Origin of the sequence: Kitasatospora sp. NBC_00070 (assembly GCF_045041205.1) — a bacterium.
Lineage (GTDB): Bacteria > Actinomycetota > Actinomycetes > Streptomycetales > Streptomycetaceae > Kitasatospora.
The window spans coordinates 4,412,822-4,427,643 of the sequence record NZ_CP108247.1; the positions used below are offsets into that span (position 1 = coordinate 4,412,822).

A 14,822-nucleotide genomic window follows, 5' to 3' on the forward strand; every position below is an offset into this window, starting at 1 on the left:
TCCGGCGTCAGCCGTTGCCGACCTTGAGCACCATCGCGGAGGCCGGTCCGGCGGCCGCGGCGCCGTGCCCGCCGCCGCCGACCTCGGCGGCCACCGCGAGGTTGCCCCGGTAGGCGGTGAACCAGCTGTTGTCGTCGGCCTGGCCGTCGACCTGGGCCGTACCGGTCTTGGCGCCCGCCCCGGCGGTGATGCCGCTCATCGGCCCGGCGGCGGTGCCGCTGGTGGCGGTCAGGTTCATCATCGCGCGCAGACTCTGCAGGGTGGCCGGGGAGAGTGTCCGGTCGGCCTTCTGCTGCTCGGAGCCGGGCACCAGGATCGGCTGCCGGAAGGTGCCGCTCTGCACGGTCGCGGAGATCGAGGCCATGGTGAGGGCGTTCATGGTGATGTGGCCCTGGCCGATCAGCTGGGCGGCGCGCAGGTTGTCGCCGGTCGGCGCGGGGGCCTTGGCGGGGGCCAGCAGCATGCCGGTCTTCCAGGTCGGGCCGATGCCGAAGGCGTCCTTGGCGAGGGCTTCCATGTCGCCGCTCTTCAGCACCTCCAGACCCTTCTTGATCAGGGCGGTGTTGCAGGACTGGGCGAGGTCCTGGGAGAACTTCCAGTCCTCGTGCGGCTCGGTGAAGTCGTTCTTGAAGGTCTGTCCCGCCACGTTCAGGGTGGCGGGGCAGGGCAGCACGTCGTCCGGCTTGACCCCGGCCTCCAGCAGCGCGGCCGCGGTGATCACCTTCATGGTGGAGCCCGGTGCGATCGCGGCCAGGAAGGCCCGGTTCTGCCCGCCGGCCGGGGCGTTGGCGAAGGCCAGCACGTTCCCGGTGCTGGGCTCGATGGCGACCAGCGAGGCCGGCAGGGTGCCGCCCTTGGACGCGCCCGCCACCGCCTTCTCGGCCTCCGCCTGGAGCTTGCCGTCCAGGGTCAGCTTGAGCGAGGGCACGGGCTTCGGGTCGGTGATGGTGAACAGCTTGTCCGCCGTGCCGCTGCCGTCGTCCTTGGTGATCACCACACCGGTCCCGGCGTCCTCCGGGGCCCCGGCGGCGTTCTGCTTGAACCTGGCCATCAGGGCGGGGGTCAGCGAGGGGTAGTTCAGCGGCTTGCCGTTGCGGTCCACCACCATCGCGGGCTCGGCGAAGACCGGCTTCACCGAGATGCTCTCGCCGCTGTCCAGCTTCGGGTGGATCACGTTCGGGGTCCAGTGCACGGCGGCCTTGCCGTCGCTCATCTTGACCAGGCCGAGCCGGCCCTCGTAGTTCCAGGCGTTGGCGGTCCCGGCGAACTCCACCTTGGCCCGGAAGCTCAACGGCACCTCGGTGCCGGTCGGGGCGCTCGCCGAGGCGCTCGCGCTCGGGCTGGCCTTCGCCGAGGCGGACGCGCTCGCGGACGGGACGGCCGAGGCGGTCGGGGTGCCACCGGGGGTGAGCGTGACGCCGCTCGGCTTCACCTTCTCCTGGAAGGCCCGCAGGGTGGCGATCGCGGTGTCCGGCTGGTCGGTCAGCGCCCCGGCCGCCTCCAGGTCACCCTTGGCCCACGCCTCCAGGAACGCCTTGGCCCCGGCTGCGGCCAGGTCGGCGGCGGGCGCCTCGGCCACCACCGTACGGACCTTGGGCGACTTGGCGGAGTCCTCCCCGTTCATTGCGTCGTACACGTTGTACGCGCCGAATCCGGCGACCCCGACCAGCGCCGTGCAGACGGTGGCGATGCCTATCTTGGCGGCGTTGTTCATGGCGCGGAATTCCCCCGATGGTCATGGCAGGTCCACTCCACAGTAGGTGGGGGAACTCCGTGTACCTGTTGTTCGAGGGTCAGTTGTGACGCATCTGGTACAGAATCCGCCGGACGGCGGATCAGATCCAGCTGTTGAACCACATCCGGGACCGCCAGTCGTCCATCGGGATGGTCTGGCCGGTGTAGATCGGCAGGAAGTAGAGGAAGTTCCACATCACCAGCAGCACCAGCAGCCCGGCCGCCGTGCCGCCGATCACGCGGCGGTCCCTGGAGGCCGTCGCGGGGCCGATCAGCGCCCCGAGCATCATGGTCACCGCGAGCACCAGGAACGGCACGAAGACCACCGCGTAGAACAGGAAGATGGTGCGCTCCTGGTACATGAACCAGGGCAGGTACCCGGCTCCGAGCCCGCACAGGATCGCGCCCGCCCGCCAGTCCCGCCGCAGCACCCAGCGGTAGAGGCAGAACAGCACCGCGACCAGGCCCGTCCACCAGAGCAGCGGCGTGCCGATCCCGAGCACCTCGGCCGCGCACTCGTTCACCTTGCAGCCGGACTGGCCCAGCTTCGGCGACTCGTAGAAGAACGACACCGGACGGCCGACCAGCAGCCAGCTCCACGGGTTGGACTGGTAGGTGTGCCCGCTGGTCAGGTGGACGTGGAAGTCGTACACGCCCACGTGGTAGTGCCAGAGGCTCCGCAGCGCGTCCGGCACCCAGGTCAGGTCGAACCGGAACGGCATCCTGACGCCCATGACGGACTCGGGCGAGAGCCCCTCCCGGTGCAGCGCCCAGCCCCGGTCGTACCCGCCCTTGTTCGGCTCGGTGCTGGACATGAACCAGCCCGTCCAGGTGGCGAGGTAGACCGACACCGTGACGACCAGCAGCACCGGCCCGGCCACCAGGCCGTCCCGGAGCGCCCCCAGCACCGGGCGCCTGGCCCCGGCCAGTCGCCGGGCGCCCAGGTCCCAGCAGGTGCCGAGCAGCCAGAACGCGACCAGGATGTACATCCCGCTCCACTTGGTGGCCAGGGTCAGACCGATGCAGACCCCGGCCGCCAGCCGGTACGGGCGCCAGCCCAGGAACAGCCAGTCACCGCCGGGCGTGTGCTCCAGCCGACGGGCGATCAGCGCCCTGGTCCGGTCCCGGTCGAGCAGCAGGAAGCCGAACGCGGCCAGGCACCAGAACATCACCACCAGGTCGAGCAGCGCCGACCGGCTCATCACGAAGTGCAGCCCGTCCACCGCGAGCAGCAGCCCGGCCACCGTGCCGAGCAGGGTGGAGCGGAACAGCCGCCGACCGATCCGGGCGACCATCAGCACCGAGAGGGTGCCGAGCACCGCGACCGCGAACCGCCAGCCGAACGGGTTCATCCCGAACAGCTGCTCGCCCAGCCCGATCAGCCACTTCCCGACCGGCGGGTGGACGATGTACGACGGGTCGGCCCGGAACGGGACGGACTGCACCGGCGAGAGGATCTTGCCGTTGGCGTCGTCCGGCCAACTGGTCTCGTAGCCGACCTGCCAGAGCGAGTAGGCGTCCTTGGCGTAGTAGGTCTCGTCGAAGATCATCGAGTGCGGGCCGCCCAGACCGCTGAACCGCAGCACCCCGGCGAACAGTGCCACCGCGAGCGGGCCGAGCCAGCCCGCCCAGCGGCACAGCCAGGACCACAGCGCGTCCGGCAGCCGCACCCCGAGGCGGAGCAGCAGCGGCGAGGGCGGTACCCGGTCGGGCGTCACGCCGGGGCCGTCCGGCATCGGCGGCACCAGCCGCTCCGCCGTCCCGGCCCGGTCGGTCGGCCGGTGCCCGAACCGTTCCAGCGCACCGCGCCAGCTCGGCCGCTCGGGCTCTTCCGCCCGGGGGCTCGGCACGGCGGCAGCATCGTCCAGCAGGACGGCCCCGCCCCGCTCCGAGTGGTCTACGCCAGCCGGCCCCTCAAGGCCCTTTTCGCCGCTCACCCGCCACATCGTAGGGGCGGCTCCCGAGCAGGCAATGGCCCGCCGTGATCCTGCCCCTTTCGTCACCATTTCTGCTCCCGCTGTTCGGCAGATGCTCCAGGGCTACGGTCCGGGGGCTCGGGGAACGGCGACGGTTCGTGGCTGGTGGGCATCACTGCGAAAGTGCCTGACCACCCACTCGACGATCACCGTGTACGAGGCCGGCGTCGCAGTTCCCCGAGCCCCTGGGTGGTCGACGGCTGAGCGCCTGGGAAAAGCTGGGAGGATGGGTGGGTGACAGGCGTACTCGTGCTCGCAGGAACTCCCATCGGTGACGTCTCGGACGCGCCGCCCCGACTGGTCACCGAGCTGGCCACGGCGGACGTGATCGCGGCGGAGGACACCCGCCGCCTGCGTCGGCTGACCCAGGCGCTCGGGGTGACCCCGACCGGCCGGGTGGTGTCGTACTTCGAGGGCAACGAGGTGGGCCGGACCCCGGAGCTGGTGGAGGCGTTGCAGAACGGCTCCCGGGTGCTGCTGGTCACCGACGCCGGGATGCCGTCCGTCTCGGACCCGGGGTACCGGCTGGTGGACGCCGCCGTGGCCGTCGGGATCAAGGTCACCGCCGTGCCGGGGCCGTCCGCCGTGCTCACCGCGCTGGCGCTGTCCGGCCTGCCGGTGGACCGGTTCACCTTCGAGGGCTTCCTGCCCCGGAAGAACGGCGACCGGGCCAGGACCCTGGCCGAGCTCAAGGCCGAGCCGCGCACCATGGTGTTCTTCGAGGCCCCGCACCGGATCGCCGAGTCGCTGGCCGCGATGGCGGACGCCTTCGGGGCGGACCGCCCGGCGGCCGTCTGCCGCGAGCTGACCAAGACGTACGAGGAGATCAAGCGCGGCGGCCTCGCCACGCTGGCGGCCTGGGCCGCCGACGGGGTCCGGGGCGAGATCACCGTGGTGGTGGCGGGCGCCCCGCCGACCGCGCCGCAGGAGCGCACCCCGGCCGAGCTGGCCCGGCTGGTCACCCTGCGGGAGCAGGAGGCGGGCGAGGGCCGCAAGGAGGCGATCGCCTCGGTCGCCGCCGAGCTCGGGCTGCCCAAGCGGGCGGTGTTCGACGCGGTGGTGGCGGCCAAGCACGGCAGCTGACGCGGGCCGCCGGACACGCGCGTACCGTGGAGGAAGCACTCCGTAAAACCATGGGTTGTTGAAGCTTTGGCCCGGTTGTCGTACAGGTATTTCCAATTCGGAGCCAAGCTTCGGAAACCCGGTTGGCGGAGTCCGGGCCCCGGGCATTCCCTGGGATGGAAAGACCCGAGCCGGGCGAACGCCCGGCGGGCGCTGGGAGACGGTCATGAGCGACACGATCGGCAGTCCGACGAACACCGACCCCACGCTGGGCACGACCAGGCCGCCGACGCCGGTGGAGACCGTCCGGGAGGCGTACTCCTTCGCCTGCCTGAGCTGCGGCTACGGCTGGGAGCAGGACTACCGGATCGAGCACCACAAGGCGCGGGACGGCCACCTGGTGGTCGAGTACCACGCGAACGGCGTCCGGGTCCCCTCCCCGCTGCTGAAGCCGACCTGCCCGGGCTGCGGCGGGCACACCGTGCGGATCATGCCGGCCGGCCGGGTCGCCTCGGTCGAGCGGTCCTGGCACCACGCCCCCGGTTACGCGGGCCGGGCCGAGCCGGAGCACCCGCACCACACCCGGCTGCCGCACCGCTCGTTCGGCACCTGGTTGCGCTCGCTGTTCGGCCGCGCGGCCTGACCCTCGCGTCCCTGGGGACCACCCCCGAGCCAATCGAGTCGAGGGTGGTTCCTTCGCGCCGCTAAGATTTCCGACCATGGCGGCCACTGCAGACCACAGCACCACCGAGGCATCGAACTCGGCCTACTACGTCACCACCCCGATCTACTACGTGAACGATCGCCCGCACCTGGGCCACGCGTACACCACCGTCGCCGGGGACGTCCTCACCCGCTGGCACCGCCAGCGCGGGGAGAAGGTGTGGTACCTGACCGGTACCGACGAACACGGCCAGAAGATCATGCGCACGGCGGACGCCCACGGGGTCACCCCGCAGGAGTGGTGCGACAAGCTGGTCGAGGAGGAGTGGAAGCCGCTCTGGCAGCACCTCAACGTGGCCAACGACGACTTCATCCGCACCACCCAGCAGCGGCACACCGACCGGGTCCAGGAGTTCGTCCAGGACCTGTTCGACAAGGGCGAGATCTACAAGGGCGGCTACGAGGGCCCGTACTGCGTCGGCTGCGAGGAGTACAAGCTCCCCGGCGAGCTGCTGCCGGGCGCCACCGAGGACGAGAAGCTCTGCCCGGTGCACAAGAAGCCGGTCGAGTGGCTGGAGGAGGAGAACTACTTCTTCCGGCTCTCCGCCTACGGCCCGAAGCTGCTGGAGTTCTACGCCGAGAACCCCGACTTCATCGCCCCGGCCTCGGCCCGCAACGAGGTGCTGCGGTTCGTCGAGCAGGACCTCAAGGACCTGTCGATCTCCCGCTCCACCTTCAACTGGGGCGTCCCGCTGCCCTGGGACGAGAAGCACGTCCTGTACGTCTGGGTGGACGCGCTGCAGAACTACATCACCGCCGCCGGTTACGGCTCCGACCCGGAGCGGTTCGCCGAGCTGTGGCCGGCCTCGGTGCACCTGGTCGGCAAGGACATCCTGCGGTTCCACGCGGTGATCTGGCCGGCCATGCTGATGGCCGCCGGGCTGCCGCTGCCCAAGCGGGTGGTCGCCAACGGCTGGCTGATGGTCGGCGGCGAGAAGATGTCCAAGTCGAACCTGACCGGCATCTCCCCGCAGCAGCTGACCTCGCACTTCGGGGTGGACGCGTACCGGTACTACTTCCTGCGGGCGATCCCGTTCGGCACCGACGGCTCGTTCTCCTGGGAGGACTTCTCCGCCCGGTACACCTCCGAGCTGGCCAACGACTTCGGCAACCTGGCCTCCCGGGTGGCGGCCATGGTCGGCAAGTACTACGAGGGCTCGCTGCCCGCCGCCACGGCCGCCGGTGCGGCCGAACAGGCCGTCGCGGACGGTCTGGTGACGGCCGCTCAGGTCGCGGACCGCAAGATCGGCGAGGAGCTGGACTTCGCGGGCGGCATCGCGGCCGTCTTCGAGTTCATCAAGCAGGTCAACGGCTACCTCACCGAGCAGGAGCCGTGGAAGGTCGCCAAGGACACGTCGGAGGAGGGCCAGGCCCGGCTCGCGACGATCCTGTACACCGCCGCCGAGGCGCTGCGGGCGACCGCCGTGCTGCTCAACCCGCTGATGCCGGCCACCGCCGAGAAGCTCTGGGAGTCGCTCGGCGCTGAGCCGGAGCTCGGCCCGCTGGCCGCGCAGACCATCGCCACCGTCGCCGACTGGGGCCGCCTGCCGGTGGGCGCCACGGTGACCAAGGGCGAGATCCTGTTCCCCCGCCTGGAAGAGAAGCCCGCCGCCTGATGGCCGACGACCGCTCGACCCCGCCGCCGCTGCCCGTCCCCCTAGGGGTACCGGTCGCCGACTCGCACACCCACCTGGACATGCAGTCCGGCACCCCCGCCGAGAGCCTGGCCAAGGCCGCCTCGGTGGGGGTGACCACCGTGGTCCAGGTGGGCTGCGACGTGGCCGGCTCCCGCTGGGCGGCCGAGCTGGCGGCGGAGTTCGAGCAGGTCCACGCGGCCGTCGCGCTGCACCCCAACGAGGCGCCCCGGCTGGTGCTCGGCGACCCCGACGGCTGGTCGGGGCAGCAGCGGGCCCCGGGCGGCTCGCCCGCGCTGGAGGCGGCGCTGGCCGAGATCGACCGGCTGGCCGCGCTGCCGCAGGTGCTCGCGGTCGGCGAGACCGGTCTGGACTACTTCCGGACCGGGCCGGAGGGCGTGGACATCCAGAAGGAGTCGTTCCGCCGGCACATCGAGATCGCCAAGCGGCACGGCAAGGCGCTGGTGATCCACGACCGGGAGGCGCACCAGGACGTGATCGACGTCCTGCTGGCCGAGGGCGCGCCCGAGCGGACGGTCTTCCACTGCTACTCCGGCGACGCCGAGATGGCCAAGGTCTGCGCCGAGCACGGCTGGTACCTCTCCTTCGCCGGCCCGGTCACCTTCAAGGCCAACCAGCCGCTCCGGGACGCCCTGCTGGCCACCCCGCTGGACCGGGTGCTGATCGAGACCGACGCGCCCTTCCTCACCCCGCACCCGTACCGGGGCCGCCCCAACGCGCCGTACCTGATCCCGGTCACCCTGCGCTCGATGGCGGCCACCCTGGGCCTGTCCGACGACGGCCTCGCCACGGCGATCGCGGCCAACACCGCCCGCGCCTTCGGGTACTGAACGGCTCGTATCCTTGGTGGGTGAACAGCGACCCCACCCCCACGGCCGACAGCTTCCTGCTCGGCGCCTCCGACATCCGTGAGCTGGCCGCCACGCTCGGGGTGAAGCCCACCAAGCAGCGCGGGCAGAACTTCGTGATCGACGGCAACACCGTGCGCCGGATCGTCCGGGCGGGCGGGGTGACGGCCGAGGACGTGGTGGTCGAGGTCGGGCCCGGGCTCGGGTCGCTGACGCTGGCGCTGCTGGAGGTGGCCAAGCACGTCACGGCGGTGGAGATCGACCCGCTGCTGGCGAGGCACCTGCCGACCACGGTGGCCGCCCGGCTGCCGGAGCGGGTGAAGGACTTCGACCTGGTGCTCAGCGACGCGATGGAGGTCACCGAGCTGCCGGGCCCGCCGCCCACCGCGCTGGTCGCCAACCTGCCGTACAACGTGGCCGTGCCGGTGCTGCTGCACATGCTGGCCACCTTCCCGACCATCGAACGCACCCTGGTGATGGTGCAGAGCGAGGTCGCCGACCGGCTCGCCGCCAAGCCGGGCAACAAGGTGTACGGGGTGCCCTCGGTCAAGGCCAACTGGTACGCCGAGGTGAAGCGGGCCGGGGCGATCGGCCGGAACGTCTTCTGGCCCGCGCCGAACGTGGACTCCGGGCTGGTCTCGCTGGTCCGCCGTCAGCAGCCGCAGACCACCGCGACCCGCAAGGAGGTGTTCGCGGTGGTGGACGCCGCCTTCGCGCAGCGCCGGAAGACCCTGCGGGCCGCCCTGGCCGGCTGGGCCGGCTCGGCGGCCGGGGCCGAGCAGGCGCTGGCCGCCGCCGGGATCGACCACAAGCTGCGCGGCGAGATGCTGACGGTCGAGCAGTTCGCCGCGATCGCCGAGCACAAGCCGGTCGGGGGTGCCGAGTGATCACGGTCCGGGTGCCCGCCAAGGTCAACGTGCAGCTCGGGGTCGGCGGCCTGCGGGCCGACGGCTTCCACGACCTGGCCAACGTGTTCTTCGCGGTCGCCCTCGGCGACGAGGTGACGGCCCGTCACGGCGAGGGCGTCACCCTCACCTGCTCCGGGCCCGATGCCGGTTCGGTCCCGCTGGACGACACCAACCTGGCCGCCCGCGCGGCCCGGCTGCTGGCCGCCCACCACGGCATCGAGCCGAACGTCGCGCTGCACATCGCCAAGGCGATCCCGGTCGCGGGCGGCATGGCGGGCGGCAGTGCCGACGGGGCGGCCGCGCTGGTCGCCTGCGACGCGCTGTGGGGCCTGGACACCCCGGCCGGGGTGCTGCACGAGCTGGCCGCCGAGCTCGGCTCGGACGTGCCCTTCGCGCTGCTCGGCGGGGTCGCGCTGGGCCGGGGGCGGGGCGAGCTCCTGGAGCCGCTGCCGGTCACCGGGACGTTCCACTGGGTCTTCGCGGTGGCCGACGGCGGGCTCTCCACCCCGGCGGTCTACGGCGAGTGCGACCGCCTCCGGGCCGAAACCGGTGGTCACACCGACGTCGAGGTGCCCACCCCGGACGCCGACCCGGCGCTGCTGGCCGCCCTGGCCGCCGGTGACCCGGTCGCGCTGGCCAAGGCGCTGACCAACGACCTGCAGCCCGCCGCCGTCTCGCTCCGGCCCGCGCTGGCCGACACCCTGCTGGCCGGCACCGAGGCGGGCGCGCTGGCCGCGCTGGTCTCCGGCTCGGGCCCGACCACCGCGTTCCTGGTCGCCGACGCCGAGAGGGCCGCCGCGGTCGCGGCGGCCCTGCTGGCCTCCGGTACCTGCCGGGCCGCGCACGCCACGTACGGCCCGGTGCCGGGAGCGGCGGTCCTGGCCGGTTGACCTGGAGTGCACTCCAGAATCCAGACTCCTGGTCAGCGCCCGCAGTCGACGGGCCGTGAGACGGGGAGTCTGGCATGCAGTACCGCACGATCGGCACCGACCCGAAGACCCGCCGCGAGGTCAGCGTGCTCAGCCTCGGCGCCATGCTGATGGGCACGCTGACCGACGAGGCCACCTCGTTCGCCGTGCTGGACCGGTACGTCGAGGCGGGTGGCACCTTCATCGACACCTCCAACAACTACGCGTACTGGATCGACGGCAGCCAGGGCGACGCCAGCGAGCTGCTGGTCGGCCGCTGGCTGCGCAGCCGGGGCGTCACCGACGAGGTGGTGATCGCCACCAAGCTCGGCGCGCGCCCGCTGGCCCCGGGCACCGGGTACGTGGAGAACGGCGCCGGCCTGTCCGCCCGGGCGGTCCGGGAGCAGGCCGAGCAGAGCCGCGAGCGGCTCGGGGTCGAGCGGCTCGACCTGCTGTACGCGCACGTCGAGGACACCAAGGTGCCGCTGGCGGAGACCGTCGAGGCGCTCGGCGCGCTGGTGGGTGAGGGCACGGTGGGCCTGCTGGGCGTCAGCAACCACTGGACCTGGCGGGTCGAGCGGGCCCGCAGCCTGGCCGCGCAGGCCGGGCTGCCGGGGTACGAGGTGCTCCAGTACAGCCACAGCTACTTCCGCCGCCGGGCCGACCTGCCGGGTGCGCTCAGCGTCGACGGCGACCAGGGCGCGGTCAACGGCGAGCTGCTCAGCTACGTCCGGGAGGACCCGGCGCTCACCCTGGTGGCGTACTCGCCGCTGCTCGGCGGCGGCTACACCCGGCCGGACAAGCCGCTCGGCCCGGCCTTCGACCACGCGGGCACCCGGGCCCGCCGGACCGTCCTGGACCAGGTCGCCGCCGAGACCGGCGCCACCGTCAACCAGGTCGTGCTGGCCTGGCTGATCGGCGGCGGGATCCCGGTGGTCCCGCTGGTCGGCGCCTCCTCGGTGGCCCAGCTGGACGAGAGCCTGGCCGCCCTCGACCTGGAGCTGTCGGCCGAGCAGCGCGGACGGCTGGACAGCGCCGGCTGAGCACCCCACTAGGCTGGAGACCCCGGGACGTCTCCCGGCCTCTCTAGTTCCAGGAGCGCAGCTGCAGTGGCCGTCAACCTCGCCACCATCGAGTCCGTCAGCAAGGTCTACGGCACCCGGGCCCTGCTCGACGGGGTCACCCTCGGCGTCAGCGAGGGGGACCGGATCGGTGTGGTCGGGCGCAACGGTGACGGCAAGACCACGCTGATCCGGATGCTGGCCAAGCTGGAGGAGCCGGACAGCGGCCGGATCACCCACTCCGGCGGCCTCCAGCTCGCGGTGCTCACCCAGCACGACTCGCTGGACCCGAAGAAGACCATCCGGCAGGAGGTCATCGCCGGCCGGGCCGACCACGAGTGGCTCGGCGACTCCCGGATCCGCGACATCATCCAGGGCCTGTTCGGCGGCCTCGACCTGCCCGGCTTCCCCCAGGGCCTGGACACCGTGATCGGCCCGCTCTCCGGTGGCGAGCGCCGCCGGATCGCGCTGGCCCAGCTGCTGCTCGGCGAGCACGACCTGGTCGTGCTGGACGAGCCCACCAACCACCTCGACGTCGAGGGCATCGCCTGGCTGGCCAAGCACCTGCAGAACCGCCGCTCCGGCCTGGTCTGCGTGACCCACGACCGGTGGTTCCTGGACCAGGTCTGCACCCGGATGTGGGACGTCCAGCGCGGCGAGGTCCGCGAGTACGAGGGCGGTTACTCCGACTACGTCTTCGCCCGCGCCGAGCGCACCCGGGCCGAGGCCACCGAGGAGCAGAAGCGGCAGAACCTGGCCCGCAAGGAGCTGGCCTGGCTGCGCCGGGGCGCCCCCGCCCGGACCTCCAAGCCGCGCTACCGGATCGAGGCCGCGAACGCCCTGATCGCCGACGTGCCGGAGCCCCGGGACAAGAGCGAGCTGATGAAGTTCGCCAACGCCCGGCTCGGCCGGACGGTCTTCGAGCTGGAGAACGTCACCGTCAAGGCCGGTCCCAAGCTGCTGCTGGAGAACCTGACCTGGAACCTCGGCCCCGGTGACCGGATCGGTCTGCTCGGCGTCAACGGCGCGGGCAAGACCTCGCTGCTGCGTGCCATGCAGGCCGCCCACGCCACCCAGGGCGACGTGCAGCCCGCGTCCGGCGTGATCAAGGTCGGCAAGACCGTCCGGCTGGCCTACCTCTCCCAGGAGATCGCCGAGTTGGACCCGGCCACCCGGGTGCTCCAGGCCGTCGAGCAGATCCGCGGCCGGGTCGACCTCGGCAAGGGCCGGGAGATGAGCGCCGGTCAGCTCTGCGAGCAGTTCGGCTTCACCAAGGACAAGCAGTGGACGCCGGTCGGCGACCTCTCGGGTGGTGAGCGGCGTCGGCTCCAGCTGCTCCGGCTGCTGATGGACGAGCCCAACGTGCTCTTCCTCGACGAGCCCACCAACGACCTCGACATCGAGACCCTGAACCAGCTCGAGGACCTGCTCGACGGCTGGCCCGGCTCGATGGTGGTCATCAGCCACGACCGGTTCTTCATCGAGCGGACCACCGACACCGTGCACGCGCTGCTCGGTGACCAGCGGCTGCGGATGCTCCCGAAGGGTGTCGACGAGTACCTGGAGCGGCGGGCCAAGATGGTCGAGCTGGCCGTCCCCGCAGCGCTCGCCGCCCCGGCGGGCAAGCCCGCCGGGGACAGCCGGGCGATCAAGAAGGAGATGCAGAAGCTGGAGCGCCAGATCGTCAAGCTGGACGCCCAGGAGGTCAAGCTCCACGCCCAACTCGCCGAACACGCCGCCGACTTCGCCAAGATCTCCGACCTGGACGCCCAGCTCCGCAAGGTCCGCGAGGACAAGGAAGAGCTCGAACTCGCCTGGATGGAACTCGCCGAACAGGAGTAACCCCAGGCGCCCCTTCAGGCAGGTGGCTCGGCATCTACGGTCAGGGGCTCGGGGAACTGCGACGCCGGCCTTCGAAAAGGCGATCGTTGCGTAGGTGGTCAGGCACTTTTGCAGTGATACCCGCCAGCCACGAACCGTCGCAGTTCCCCGAGCCCCTGGGTGGTGCAACTGAACGCCCTGCCAAGATGCTCAGGCGAGAAGCGCGTCGAGCTCGGTGGCCGCACGGCCCAGGACGCTGAGTGCGGGGTCGTGCGGCCCCGTCGGGTGCGCCGCCGGCCCGCTCGGGGGCCGGTGGTCGCGGGCGGCAGCCGTGAGGCGGTCGAGGGCGTCCAGGACCCGGTCGACCTCGGTGGGGTCGGGGCTGCGCCCGCCGTAGCGGAGCTGGGCACCGTAGGCGGCGACCGCTCCGCCGAGCCGCTCCAGGGCGGCGGTGGCGGGGAGCCACAGTTCGGCCAGCCGGCCGTTCGGGGGTGGTTCGGTGAGGCCGTGCCGGACCACCTGGCGGGCGTCGGCCAGGGCGCGGTAGGCGGTGCGGCGCAGCCACACCTCGGCGAGCGGTTCCGGTTCGGCCACCACGGCGGTCAGGTAGGCCCGGACGGCGGTGGTGGCGGCGACCAGCTTGGGTTCGATCCGGTGCCGGGGGCGTTCGGGCCAGAGCAGGTAGCCGAAGAGCAGCACGATGCCGCTGCCGAGGGCGGTGTCCAGCACCCGGGGCCAGAGCTCCTCGGTGCCCGGTTCGCCGCCGAACTGGACCAGGATCAGCGCCATCGGCGTCATCACGGCGGCGTTCAGGCCGTAGTGCACCCCGGCCGAGTAGGGCAGCAGCGCGACGCAGAGGGCGGCGATCACGGTGAGCGTCCACTGCGAGGAGGTGACCGAGAGCACGGCCGCCGCCACCGCGACCCCGAGCACCGTGCCGACCGACCGGCTGACGGCCCGTTGGAAGACCGAGCCGAGGTCGGGCTTGAGCACGAAGGCGACCGTCATCGGCACCCAGTAGCTGCGGCTGAGCGGCACCCCGGCGGTCACCACCCCGGCGACCGCGATGCAGAGCGCGACCCGCAGGCCGTACCGGGCGGAGCCGGGGGAGAGCAGCCGGGCCCGCAGCCGCCAGGGGTCGGGCGGCGGTGCCGGGGCGGTGCCGAGCACCACGGGGCGGCCGGCCGCCGTGTCGGCGACCGCGCGCAGGGCGGTGTCCAGGGCCCGCAGCGCGGGGGTGTCGGGGTGCCAGTCGGGGTAGCGGGGCGGGGGTGCGCCGAGGACGGCGTCGGCCAGGGCGTCCGGCAGGGCGGCGACCTCGGCGGGGACGGGGCGCCGGGCCCAGAGCAGTCCGCCGGCGGTCTCGGTGGCGCCCAGCACGGCTTCGTACAGGCGCCGCAACTGCCGGACCGGCTCGGCCTCCTGACGGTGCGCCGGGGGCAGCAGGTCCTGCAGCTGGTTGAGCCGGGCGGTGAGCAGCTGCCGGGAGGCCGAGCCCGCCGGGGTGCCGAGGTCGGCGAGGGTGGCGCCGAGGGCGCGCAGGGCGGCGGCCAGGGCGCGGCGGCGCGGGTCGGCGTCGGGGTGGTCGGCGTGGGCACGGTGCGGGAGGCCGAGCAGCAGGACGTACCCGGCGCCGAGCAGCATCATCGGCGGAGCGGCCCACCAGGGGTGGGAGAGCGGCATCCCGGCGCCGAGGGTGGCGGAGACCAGTAGCAGCATCCCGGCGCCCGAGCCGCGCGGACCGGTGGCGCTGAGCGCGCCGGAGGCGAAGGCGACCAGGGTGAGGGCGGCGCCGGCGGTGAGCGTCCCGGCGCCGGCGTGCTGGAGCGCGGCGCCGACCAGCATGCCGAGTGCGGAGGCGGTGACCGCTCCGGCGATCCGGGGGACCCGGAGGGCGGTGGGTTCCAGCCGGTCGTTCATGGTGGCGTGCATCGCGCCGAGTCCGGCGTAGACGCCGAGGTCGAGGCGGCCGCCGAGCAGGCCGAGGGCGAGCGGGGTGAGCATGCCGGTCGCGGCCCGGATCACCAGCGTCCAGGGGACGGGCGGCCGGTCGGCCCGGGCGGCGTGCGCCCACCAGGCACGGGGACGGCCAGGGGCTGACACGTGCTCACCTACTGCGCTGGGAA

Annotated in this window: 11 protein-coding genes; 8 read left to right on the top strand and 3 right to left on the bottom strand. The window is 72.6% G+C overall.

What is annotated here, in order from left to right:
• Nucleotides 1–7: 7 nt before the first annotated feature.
• Nucleotides 8–1,714, bottom strand: a complete 1,707-nt coding sequence (locus OHV05_RS20425; protein WP_405018959.1) for a penicillin-binding transpeptidase domain-containing protein — start codon at nt 1,712–1,714, stop codon at nt 8–10.
• A gap of 121 nt (nt 1,715–1,835) precedes the next feature.
• Nucleotides 1,836–3,605: a dolichyl-phosphate-mannose--protein mannosyltransferase gene (locus OHV05_RS20430; protein ID WP_405021503.1), complete on the bottom strand. Its 1,770-nt coding sequence runs from the start codon at nt 3,603–3,605 to the stop codon at nt 1,836–1,838.
• 339 nt (nt 3,606–3,944) lie between these two features.
• Here OHV05_RS20430 and rsmI point away from each other — a divergent pair, with 339 nt between their 5' ends.
• The 8 genes from rsmI (at nt 3,945) to OHV05_RS20470 (ending at nt 12,717) form a co-directional block, all read left to right on the top strand.
• On the top strand, nt 3,945–4,793 hold the full coding sequence (gene rsmI / locus OHV05_RS20435) for a 16S rRNA (cytidine(1402)-2'-O)-methyltransferase (RefSeq protein ID WP_405018960.1): 849 nt from the start codon (nt 3,945–3,947) through the stop codon (nt 4,791–4,793).
• Between the two features lie 205 nt (nt 4,794–4,998).
• A complete protein-coding gene (locus OHV05_RS20440) occupies nt 4,999–5,415 on the top strand; it encodes a hypothetical protein (protein ID WP_405018961.1) in 417 nt (138 codons plus the stop codon).
• Between the two features lie 76 nt (nt 5,416–5,491).
• A complete protein-coding gene (gene metG / locus OHV05_RS20445; RefSeq protein ID WP_405018962.1) occupies nt 5,492–7,111 on the top strand; it encodes a methionine--tRNA ligase in 1,620 nt (539 codons plus the stop codon).
• Nucleotides 7,111–7,980: a TatD family hydrolase gene (locus OHV05_RS20450; protein ID WP_405018963.1), complete on the top strand. Its 870-nt coding sequence runs from the start codon at nt 7,111–7,113 to the stop codon at nt 7,978–7,980. Before metG ends, OHV05_RS20450 begins: the two co-directional genes overlap by 1 nt.
• A gap of 20 nt (nt 7,981–8,000) precedes the next feature.
• Nucleotides 8,001–8,885, top strand: coding sequence for a 16S rRNA (adenine(1518)-N(6)/adenine(1519)-N(6))-dimethyltransferase RsmA (gene rsmA, locus OHV05_RS20455; protein ID WP_405018964.1), 885 nt, complete (start codon nt 8,001–8,003; stop codon nt 8,883–8,885).
• Nucleotides 8,882–9,796 carry a 4-(cytidine 5'-diphospho)-2-C-methyl-D-erythritol kinase gene (locus OHV05_RS20460; RefSeq protein ID WP_405018965.1) on the top strand — a complete coding sequence of 305 codons (915 nt, stop codon included), beginning with the start codon at nt 8,882–8,884 and terminating at the stop codon, nt 9,794–9,796. The genes rsmA and OHV05_RS20460 overlap by 4 nt, the downstream gene beginning before the upstream one ends.
• A 74-nt stretch (nt 9,797–9,870) precedes the next feature.
• Nucleotides 9,871–10,857 (top strand): aldo/keto reductase, encoded by a 987-nt coding sequence (locus OHV05_RS20465; protein ID WP_405018966.1) that lies wholly within the window; start codon nt 9,871–9,873, stop codon nt 10,855–10,857.
• A 66-nt stretch (nt 10,858–10,923) separates the two neighbouring features.
• Complete coding sequence (locus tag OHV05_RS20470; protein WP_405018967.1) at nt 10,924–12,717, top strand: ABC-F family ATP-binding cassette domain-containing protein; 1,794 nt, start codon at nt 10,924–10,926, stop codon at nt 12,715–12,717.
• A 189-nt stretch (nt 12,718–12,906) separates the two neighbouring features.
• On the opposite strand, the gene OHV05_RS20475 is transcribed toward OHV05_RS20470, so the two are convergent.
• Nucleotides 12,907–14,799, bottom strand: coding sequence for an FUSC family protein (locus OHV05_RS20475; protein ID WP_405018968.1), 1,893 nt, complete (start codon nt 14,797–14,799; stop codon nt 12,907–12,909).
• Nucleotides 14,800–14,822: the final 23 nt, after the last annotated feature.